The following is a 6,627-nucleotide window of genomic DNA, read 5'->3' as shown; positions in this document are numbered from 1 at the left end:
CTGTGTGCCTTGAGAACGGTTTTGTCCCCTTCATTGACAAGGGAATATGTTGTTTTCCCTTTGAATATTTTATCGGACCAGCCGGAGAGATCACCGGTACTGAATTTTCCGGGATGCAAAAGATCCGTTGCCGTTACTGCCGTTGCGATCAACAGGATGATTAAAAGAATGGGAATTTTCATGGGGAAGATGTCACTGCTGTCAGGATGTCTTGTGGCAGTCGCTGCAGTGACGGGATGGGCCTTTCCCCTCTTTTCTGTGACATCCGATGCAGAGCTTGTGGCCTGATTCGTGATCCAATTCAAAATGTTGCGGCGGTCCTTCGTGACACGACTTGCAATCGTAGATCAGACGGTGCATTCTGTGGTCGAAATAGACATCACCGTTGTAAGCGGAGAATTTCATTGCATTTGCGCCGGAAGCCCCTAGAATAATCAGCAGCAATGCTATGTGAGGATAGTATTTCATGGGCAGCTCCGGAGACCGCGTTGCTGACCAAACGGCCTTCTTCTGACATAAACAGCAATTAAATCCAAACTAATAATGCAGTGCAGGAACAAAGTCAACCGATATCTCCGGAGAGTTGCCTGATCAGTTAAAATATTACCAGTTTAACGCGTAACTATGATAAACAGCCAAGATTGCTACTGACAGGGGATAGGATGTCGGAAAAACGGAATGTTGCCAGAGCTGCGGGGGTGTTGGGAGCTGCAACGATCCTTTCGCGAATTATGGGGATGGTGCGCGATATGGTCGTATCAAGACTGTTTGGCGCCGGGCTTTACACAGACGCATTCTTCGCAGCGTTCCAGATCCCCAACATGCTCCGCCGTTTTTTTGCCGAAGGGGCGCTCACTTCGGCCTTTGTCCCGACCTTTTCCGAGACCTTGAGCAAGGAAGGAGAAGAGGCTGCCCGAGAACTTGCCAATATCTGTTTTACCCTTCTAACCATACTAATGGCAGTGATTACTCTGCTGGGGATCATTTTTTCGCCACAGATAGTCGGGCTCATGTTCCCCGGGTTTCGCGCTGTAACCGAAAAATACGATCTGACCGTCTTTCTCAACCGGTTGATGTTTCCGTACATCTTTTTCATAAGCCTGGTAGCGTTATGCATGGGCATTCTGAATACAGTCCGGCATTTTTTCACCCCGGCGATTTCGACCGTGTTTTTGAACATATCAATGATCCTCTGTGCCTGGCTTTTGCATGATCGGTACGAGGTTCCGATCACGGCCCTGGCGGTCGGCGTACTAGTCGGCGGTGTGCTGCAACTGCTTCTTCAGCTCCCGACCCTGTACCGTATGGGTTTTCCGATCCGACCGTCATTTGCGTTCAGGCACCCGGCAGTCAGAAGGATCTCCCTCCTAATGGGGCCTTCCATATTCGGGGTCGGTGTCTACTATCTGAATATTACGGTGGGGAATATTCTTGCGTCTCTGTTGCCTCAAGGGAGCGTCTCCTATCTCTACTACGCGCAACGGCTGTTTGAATTCCCGCAAGGGATTTTCACCGTCTCGGTAGCGCAGGCAGTGCTGCCGTCCATGAGCAGACAGGCGGCTAGCGGTGAGATTCCTGCGCTTAAGGATACCCTTGCTTTCGGCCTCAGACTGATACTTTACATTACCATCCCGGCCATGGCAGGGCTTATTGTCTGTTCAACGCCGATATTCAGCCTTCTGTTCATGGGGGGGGAATTCGGTTTCGACAAGGCGCAACGATGCGGCGAGGCATTGGTTTACTATTCTCTGGGCCTTGCGTTTGTGGCAATGGTAAGGGTACTGGTGCCAGCCTTTTATGCACTCAAGGATACGAGAACCCCTGTTATAACTGCATTCATCGCATTTGTCATAAATGTTGTCATGAGTCTGATCCTTATGGGGCCGCTTTTACATGGGGGGCTCGCGTTGGCCTCGACTCTTTCCGCCTTTGGGAATCTGGCATTGCTTGCCATCTTGCTACGCAGGAAGCTAGGCCCGTTCGGAGCAAGGGGGATAACCGCTGTAGCAACCAAATCCATGGTCGCTTCCATCCCGGTTGCCATGATCGCCTGGTGGGCCATGGGGCTTACCGACTGGTCGCAGCCGGGCGGTCGACTGTTAAAGGCCGGGCTCATGGGTGGAACCGTCGCCGGTGTTGCCGCTGTCTATATAGGGTGTACCTGGCTGTTGCGGTGTGACGAGGTACATGACGCTTTTGAAATGGTGCGGAAGAAGTTTAACAGAAAGAGGGAATCATGAAATGTACGATAAATGGCTGTTGTTACTCGCTCTATAGCTCTTCTCCGGGATGGGGGGGCGTTGTTGCCGGAAATGACGGACTGGTTGAGGTTTTTCTCCCATTTGGCGGCAATGGCAGGGAGGAAATGATTGCACGGATAATAAGTAACTGGCCGGATATCCGCGAAGGAGGGGGGATTGCAGCGGCTGCTGCCGGGCTTCTTGCTGCCTATTTTGAAGGTGAGAAGGTTACTTTCGGACTGCCGATTGATATGAGCGGTTTTACTGCTTTTCAGCATGATGTTTATATGGAAGTAGCAAAAATCCCCTATGGTTCGACAATGAGTTATGCAGCAGTTGCGGTTTCAATAGGCAGGCCACTGGCTGCGAGAGGGGTTGGCGCATCCATGGCGGCAAATCGGCTACCGGTGATTATCCCTTGCCACCGGGTTGTTGCCAAATCCGGTGGGCTTACCGGCTATTCCGCTCCGGGAGGATTGGCATCGAAGTCTTGGCTGCTGCGTCTTGAGGGAGTGGGAATCTGCGATAATAAGAGAGTGTGCCCTCCTTTATCTCCCTGATCCGGTTATCCAGGGATTTTTCTTTCTTGGAAACCGGTTGGAAGTGATATAATTCTTCAAAACGGAGGTGACAAATGTCAACGCCTCAGATTACTGCAAACAGCGTACTCATGAATCCTGCTGAAGTGAATCCCCATGCCCAGACTGCTCAGATAATGACGGTATCAAAGGCCAAAGACGCTTTTCTGAGGGCTGAAGAGAAGGCGAAATCCGATTCGGTCAATATTTCAAAGGAGGCCCTGATGATGTCTAAAGAGGCCCAGGAGCTTGAAGATGAGGCCGAATACGACCGGGAGGAGCGGGATTCGAACGAGGATGCACAGGAAAAAGTATAAGCAGGGTAATGAAATAGTATTTTGTGGAGAGGAAAATCTGGCGGGCGGCATGGGATTCGAACCCACGACCCCAGGCTTCGGAGGCCTGTACTCTATCCATCTGAGCTAACCGCCCGCGTCATCATATCTACACCAATTTCCTGCTTAACTCAAGGGTTAATCTGTTGTTACTGCTTCGTGATCCGTTCAATCGCAGCATTTCAAACCCAACACCTAGTCCGGAGAATTAATGCCGATTCGTTCAATATTCATTGTTTGTTGCCTGGTTATGATTCTGTTTACTGGTTCTGAGAAGGCTTTTGCAGGGAAACATTATGATATCCAAAAAGTCTCGGACTCCGTGTATGCAGCGATTGCATTGCCTAGCGGAAAAGCTGCCAGCAATGCGATGTTCATCGTGACCGGAAGTCATGTAATCCTGGCCGGAGCCCATTTTGTCCAAGAAACAGTTCGGGAATTGGTAGCCGAGATCGGCAAGATCACGCAAAATCCTGTACGAGAGATAATACTTACCCATCATCATAGCGGGTATAACTATATAGATGTAGACCTCCCGGTAAACGCCGAGATAATTACATCTTGGCAGACCTGGCAGGCACTGAAAAGCGAGTACCGTCAGGTTAAGAATCCGGTAACCTTTTTTGAAAAAGGCTTGACTTTACAGAGAGAGAATTTGTCGATAGTTCTCAGCAATACGGACTTCGGCCATAGTAAAGGCGATTTAATCGTTTATGTCCCAAGCGAAGGAGTATTGTTTACCTCTGACTTGGTATTCAATCGGTCAATTGGTTACATGGGAACCGGATTCATGCGAGAGTGGGTGATAAGTCTGGAATTCCTTGAATCCCTTTCGGCAAATATTGTTATTCCAGGAGTCGGAAGAGTAACTGATACTGAGGGGATAACCCAGTTCAGAATGTTCATGAAGGATTTTTTGACCGAGGTGTTACGTCACATTGAAAAAGGAGATTCTCTTGCCGTAACCAAAAAAGAATTCAAAATCCCGCAATATATTAATCTTCCGGGATATAGAACCTTTTTTGAAGTAAACGTTGAAAGGGCATACGGGGAGTTGAAGGAAAAGTGAAAATCGGTTATTTCGCTAGCGAACCATACACCGGAATCATTATTTCCTGCTTGTCCGGGTTGTCAGTCGAGATAGACAGGTAACCGCTCAGCATCCGATCATCTCGTCGCGGCGTAACGACAACGGTTATTTTGGCAGATTCTCCCGGCTTGAGCAGTGTTTTGTCGGCCTTGGCGGATAATTGCGGCATTGGACTCTTTATTGATGTCAGTTTCAGGGGTTTATTGCCGCGGTTTTCAACAGTAACTATGTTTGTCGTTGCGGCATCTGTTTTGACTTGACCTAGATTCACCTGTTTGGGTTTGACCGAAATCTCTTCAACGATATTACCTGTCAATGTCAGCGTGAACACCGGGGTTGCAGGGTCATTACTTTCGACGGCAATGGTTTTGCTTACATTGCCAAAGAAGTTGGAAGAGTTGAATGATACTTTGATATCCGAGGTTTTCCCAGGATTTACTACCGGAGACGAAGCATTGGCAGCTGTACAGCCGCAAGCCGGCCGGATACGGGATATTTTTAAAGGGGAGTCGCCGGTATTCTTGATAACAAATGTATGGTCCAGTTTTTTCCCTTGCACGAGTGTACCAAAGTTGTGCAAGGGGCGCTGGACATTGATTTGCGGGGCAGCAATAGCTGTAGCTGAAGTGAAAGCAAGGAGCATGATACTACAGAGTAAGGTGAATTTCATCTCGTCCCCTAGACACAGTAATAGTCAACTGTCACACTATACCATAGTGCACCGGCAAAGGCCATAATGATTTGACACTCTTATGCCTTTCTGTTATAGAGTCTCAAGCATTATCCTTGCTGTATTCTGAGTGTCTGAAACGATTGACACTATAAGGGCTATCTTCAGTTGAACCCTGATCATTTCGTCTGATTAAGGTTTTCCTCTTTTACTGTTTTCCGCATGTTGTCCGCACAGAGTATGTTGAAATAATAGTTACAGTAAATGTCGCAAAATAATTATCTATTGAGTTTTTTGGGGCTATTATGATCGTCCAGTGTGAACTTTGTTCTACCCGATTCAAACTTGATGATGCAAAAGTTAAGGAAGAAGGGGTACGGGTTCGCTGCTCAAAATGCCGGCATATATTTGTTGTCAAGAAGGAGCGGGCAGAAAAGATTGAGGAGCCTGATTTTGATGCCTTGTTGAATGGCTTGGTCTCTAGTACCCCTGAGGGTATTAACATTGCTGGCGAAGCCGGCTTTGCGGATCTTATTCGGGTTGGCAATCAGGGGCGCGATAATGACAGTATAGAGGCCGAGGCGGCCGGAAGTGAAGGATTCGATTTCAAAGATACGCAAGAGGGGATACCTGATAGTACCCAGGGCGATTTTGAACCGGCGGCCGATCAAATTCAGATAGGGACGGATAATCTCGAAAGTGATGCAATGGCCGTAGGCGCAGATTCTGATTCCTATGGAGATGATTATCAGCAATCGCGTGAGGAAGTTTTTTCGCAAGAAACAGTTTCGACTGAGTCAGGGCCTTTTTTCGATATTCCTGTTGAATCCGCCGGATCTGATCTGCCGATCTCCAGTTATCAGGCTGGAGATGTCTCAACTGACAAAGTTTATGGATCTCAGGACGTTGTCAGTTCGATAGGTTCTGATGACTTTGATTTCTCTGCAGGGATCTCGTGGGACGTTGATCAAAATGAAATTGCTAAACAAAATGAAACAGCGTCTCTTAGCCAGGAGGAAAGAATCACTGACTTCCCGATCCCGGATACATCTAAAGATCAATCTTCGCAACCTGTCGCTTTTTCTGATATTGCTGCAGATGAGATCCCCCCCCCGGCAATTTCCTCCAGAAGATTGGGTAAGTCCAGGTTGCCTCTTGTTGTAGTGGCAATTTCCGTTGTCTCAATCATCATACTTGGAGGTGGCGGTCTCTATTTTATGCTGAAAGGACCGGAAGTTTTCGAAAGATTAGGGCTAACTGCTGTTTCCCGCTGGGCAGGTATAGAAAACAAAGAAGAGGGTGGAATTTCTATAAGAAATACAAGGAGCGAATTCATCAGGAACAGGGATTCTGGAGAGCTGCTTGTAATAAAAGGCGAAGTAGTAAATGTTTTTAAAAAGCCCCGGGCGTCAATACAACTCAAAGCAACGGTTTATGATGCCAAGGGTGGTGCCCTGACCAGCAAAAGCGTATATTGCGGGAACTCGTTAACTCAAGAGCAGTTGTCAACTTTGCCGATGACAAAAATAGACGGAGTAATGGCAAATCAGTTCGGTGATTCTTTGTCAAATCTTGGTGTGCAGCCTGGGAAAGCAATTCCGTTCGTTGTTGTCTTTTCAAATATTCCGAAGGAATCCGGGGAATTTGGCCTGGAGATAGTGGGATCAACAACTGCCGGGCGCTGATCGAGCAATAAAAAACGGCCGACTATCAT

General features: G+C 47.9%; 7 protein-coding genes, 1 tRNA gene and 1 pseudogene. 5 read left to right on the top strand and 4 right to left on the bottom strand.

Features of this window, described 5'->3' with window-relative positions:
- Together OR1_RS22960 and OR1_RS20275 are read right to left on the bottom strand one after the other, a co-directional pair.
- Positions 1-182, bottom strand: a pseudogene (locus tag OR1_RS22960) (hypothetical protein); the annotation flags it as partial.
- A 19-nt stretch (positions 183-201) separates the two neighbouring features.
- On the bottom strand, positions 202-468 hold the full coding sequence (locus tag OR1_RS20275) for a cytochrome c3 family protein (protein WP_041974930.1): 267 nt from the start codon (positions 466-468) through the stop codon (positions 202-204).
- A 194-nt stretch (positions 469-662) separates the two neighbouring features.
- Between OR1_RS20275 and murJ the strand changes: the two genes are divergently transcribed.
- From murJ to OR1_RS20260, 3 genes are all read left to right on the top strand, one after another.
- Positions 663-2,240 carry a murein biosynthesis integral membrane protein MurJ gene (gene murJ / locus OR1_RS20270; RefSeq protein ID WP_041974928.1) on the top strand — a complete coding sequence of 526 codons (1,578 nt, stop codon included), beginning with the start codon at positions 663-665 and terminating at the stop codon, positions 2,238-2,240.
- Positions 2,237-2,800 (top strand): methylated-DNA--[protein]-cysteine S-methyltransferase, encoded by a 564-nt coding sequence (locus OR1_RS20265; protein WP_041974926.1) that lies wholly within the window; start codon positions 2,237-2,239, stop codon positions 2,798-2,800. Before murJ ends, OR1_RS20265 begins: the two co-directional genes overlap by 4 nt.
- 74 nt (positions 2,801-2,874) lie before the next feature.
- Entirely contained in the window at positions 2,875-3,135 is a 261-nt protein-coding gene (locus OR1_RS20260; RefSeq protein WP_041974924.1) for a hypothetical protein, read from the top strand.
- A gap of 38 nt (positions 3,136-3,173) precedes the next feature.
- On the opposite strand, the gene OR1_RS20255 is transcribed toward OR1_RS20260, so the two are convergent.
- Positions 3,174-3,250, bottom strand: a tRNA-Arg gene (locus tag OR1_RS20255).
- A 114-nt stretch (positions 3,251-3,364) separates the two neighbouring features.
- On the opposite strand from OR1_RS20255, the gene OR1_RS20250 reads away from it, so the two are divergent.
- Positions 3,365-4,222 carry an MBL fold metallo-hydrolase gene (locus OR1_RS20250; protein ID WP_237754377.1) on the top strand — a complete coding sequence of 286 codons (858 nt, stop codon included), beginning with the start codon at positions 3,365-3,367 and terminating at the stop codon, positions 4,220-4,222.
- A 7-nt stretch (positions 4,223-4,229) separates the two neighbouring features.
- Here the strand turns inward: OR1_RS20250 and OR1_RS20245 are convergent, their stop codons facing one another.
- Positions 4,230-4,913, bottom strand: coding sequence for a DUF1573 domain-containing protein (locus OR1_RS20245; RefSeq protein WP_041974921.1), 684 nt, complete (start codon positions 4,911-4,913; stop codon positions 4,230-4,232).
- A 305-nt stretch (positions 4,914-5,218) separates the two neighbouring features.
- On the opposite strand from OR1_RS20245, the gene OR1_RS22220 reads away from it, so the two are divergent.
- A complete protein-coding gene (locus OR1_RS22220) occupies positions 5,219-6,598 on the top strand; it encodes a DUF3426 domain-containing protein (RefSeq protein ID WP_041974919.1) in 1,380 nt (459 codons plus the stop codon).
- Positions 6,599-6,627 lie beyond the last annotated feature (29 nt).

Origin of the sequence: Geobacter sp. OR-1, from assembly GCF_000813145.1 — a bacterium.
Taxonomy (GTDB): Bacteria; Desulfobacterota; Desulfuromonadia; order Geobacterales; family DSM-12255; genus Geoanaerobacter.
Note: the sequence above shows the minus strand (reverse complement) of the source record. Positions and strands in the feature narration are given on the sequence as shown.

What these genes read in the sequence shown, in the direction of transcription:
- OR1_RS20250 (WP_237754377.1), top strand. Translation starts at nt 3,365, where the DNA reads ATGCCGATTCGTTCAATATTCATTGTTTGTTGCCTGGTTATGATTCTG.
- OR1_RS20245 (WP_041974921.1), bottom strand. Translation starts at nt 4,913, where the DNA reads ATGAAATTCACCTTACTCTGTAGTATCATGCTCCTTGCTTTCACTTCA.
- OR1_RS20260 (WP_041974924.1), top strand. Translation starts at nt 2,875, where the DNA reads ATGTCAACGCCTCAGATTACTGCAAACAGCGTACTCATGAATCCTGCT.
- OR1_RS20275 (WP_041974930.1), bottom strand. Translation starts at nt 468, where the DNA reads ATGAAATACTATCCTCACATAGCATTGCTGCTGATTATTCTAGGGGCT.
- OR1_RS22220 (WP_041974919.1), top strand. Translation starts at nt 5,219, where the DNA reads ATGATCGTCCAGTGTGAACTTTGTTCTACCCGATTCAAACTTGATGAT.
- murJ (WP_041974928.1), top strand. Translation starts at nt 663, where the DNA reads ATGTCGGAAAAACGGAATGTTGCCAGAGCTGCGGGGGTGTTGGGAGCT.
- OR1_RS20265 (WP_041974926.1), top strand. Translation starts at nt 2,237, where the DNA reads ATGAAATGTACGATAAATGGCTGTTGTTACTCGCTCTATAGCTCTTCT.